The organism is Streptomyces sp. NPDC045701 (assembly GCF_056432045.1).
Genome location: NZ_JBWKJV010000165.1, coordinates 1 through 2,312, shown reverse-complemented (window position 1 = coordinate 2,312; position 2,312 = coordinate 1). Strand labels below are relative to the sequence as shown.

At 66.1% G+C, this 2,312-nt stretch carries 2 protein-coding genes; both read right to left on the bottom strand.

Translation table 11 applies throughout. The annotated features are described in order from the left end of the window. Window positions 1–873: 873 nt before the first annotated feature. Window positions 874–1,299, bottom strand: coding sequence for a subtilase-type protease inhibitor (locus tag AC07DW_RS34095; protein WP_478861473.1), 426 nt, complete (start codon window positions 1,297–1,299; stop codon window positions 874–876). Between the two features lie 444 nt (window positions 1,300–1,743). Then, window positions 1,744–1,980: a hypothetical protein gene (locus AC07DW_RS34090; protein ID WP_478861472.1), complete on the bottom strand. Its 237-nt coding sequence runs from the start codon at window positions 1,978–1,980 to the stop codon at window positions 1,744–1,746. Window positions 1,981–2,312: the final 332 nt, after the last annotated feature.

The window sequence follows — 2,312 nt, the reverse complement described above, 5'->3', positions numbered from 1 at the left end:
CGGCACCCCGCCCGGCACATCGGCAGCCACCGCCGACACCACCGGAACCGCCGACACCCCCATCACCACCGCCGTCACCAAAGCCACCCGGCGCAGACCGCCCCGGAACCCTGGGCTGGCGGGCCTGGCCTGCGCAGTCAGAGCTGTGACAGGACCACAGACCGCAGCGGTGGCAGAACGTGGCATGGAAGCCCCCAGAAAAAGACGAAACCGTCGGACATACGCCTCCAGCCAACCCCGTCACGGCAGGGCCGCCACTCCCCCGAACGGCCACCCCTGAGATGGGGCTGTAAGAAAAACGGCTGACGGTGCGCTATCAGCGGCGACGACAGGCTGGTTATGCCGTGGTGCAGGTAGTCGTGGGTACAGCGCTCGGGCATGCTCGGCGTAATACCGGCTGGGACCGGTAAACCCTCCCCGGCTACTCCTTGGCGTTCAAACGGCAGCATTACCGGCGGGACCCCGAGAGCTAGCTCGTCACGGTTGCTCTCGGCTCCAGCCCGAGGAGGCGGACACCTCGTGATGAGCGGCATCGCCTCCGAAGGGGTGCTTAAGCGGGCGGTGTTCGGGGTAGAAACCAGCTTGAATGACTGCCCGGCCCGTATCCCCACAATACGGGCCGGGCACTGTGGAGCGAGCTGGCGCCTGGCGGGAACTCCCCAGCCCACCGGGCCGGTAGCTTGCCTCTGCGTCGAACTGCCCCTTGTCTTGAGCGGGCAGTTCGAACCCTTCGGCGGGGCTGGGTCAGCCAGAGGAGCACCTGTCGCACACGTCCAGGCGGCATTAGACAAGGCCGCAGGGGCGGGTCGCCTTCAGGCGGGGACTGAGTCTGAGCCGCCTGAAGAGCCCCTGGCCAGCTGCCACGCTGGGCTGTCAGAAGGCGAACAAGTCACCCGTGTCGGTGGCTGCGGCCATCTTGCAGCTGTTGGAGAACGTCTGCTGCCAGGAGACCCGCTGCCCTTGCCAGACACCCTCGATACCGATCGTCACCGGTGCATAGATCATCGGGCACATCCGGCTGTCCTCACCGGACGCGAGAGTGCTGAAGTCGCCGGCCGTCTGCCGCAGCTCCGCACACGCCGACGCAGGTGCCGGGTGGGTCCCCGTGGGGCGAGGTGTGCAGCTGAGGGTGGCGGCGCGCTGGATGACGGCGTCAAGGCCCTCACCGTTGGCGGTGGTGAGCACAAGCGCCGAAGGGGCGTACAGGCTGTTGGAGTCCGCTTGAGCGGCAGACGGGGTCGCAGCCGCGAGCCCGGCGGCGGCAAGGGCTGTCGCAACGAGGCCCGTGAGTTTGCGCATGATTCTTTGCTCCCTTTGTGTGGTCGAGGTCAGATCCGAGTCTGTCGTGCTCGGGTCAACCCGCGCCACCGTGCCCATACCGTTCCGGACGCCGCCCGAGGAGGAGGGTTGTGAGGGATATGTGCGCAGGTCGCTGAGGCTTGCGAAACGGTTGAAGAGCTGTATGCGACCGGCGAGAGCGTGACTGGATCTAGTCTTTGCTCTAGTAAGCCCTTGTCCAACGGGGCTATGTTGACCGAAAGCGAACAACCGGCGACGCTGCGAATGTGGCACCGGTCACGTGCACCTCACCAAGCGAGCGTTCCACGGCACCTGGAATTCCCTGGCGCCCGGCACCGGGGTACGCACGTCGCTCGTCCGGCACCCGGCCGCCGAAGGCTGGCTCCTGTCCCCTGTGCCAGCCGCACATGATCTATCGCAGTGCCAACGGCTGCAGGCCGCTGTTCATGCAGGGTGGGAGCCGTTGAGGTATGTGCTGCGGGTGATGCCGCGGGCGGCCAGGATGTTCCAGACATCGGTGGAGGTGTGGCCGGTGCGTCGTGCGATGCGGGAGACGGGTTCTCCGTTGGCGTAGGCGTGGAGGATGGCCTCGGTCAGTTTCCGGCGGGCTGTGTATAGCGCTTCTTGTGCCTGGTGCAGGGCCTGTGCTGCTGCTTCCAGCGACTCGTTCTCGGCGGTCATGCCCTCATCGTGCCAGCCAGGACACCTGCAAGCCCGACGGTCTGGCGTTGCCGCGTACGACATCAGGGATTGCTGGAGATCCGCTTCACAGCGCGGTGAGGCTGCGGGCTGCGTGACGGCAGTTCACAGCTTCACCAGTCCGAGTGCAGGGCACCTCGTGCGCTGCTTCCGGAGTGAAGCGATCTGGGAGTGTGGCGGAACCGGCAGACGCGCCGGATTCAAGTCCCGGTGCCCTAATACTGCAATCGCACTTGTTTGTGGTTGAGTTGGTGTATGGCTGAGCTTGGGGTGGGGCTGGTTGAGGAGTGGGACGGGGTGCTGGCGGGGTTGCA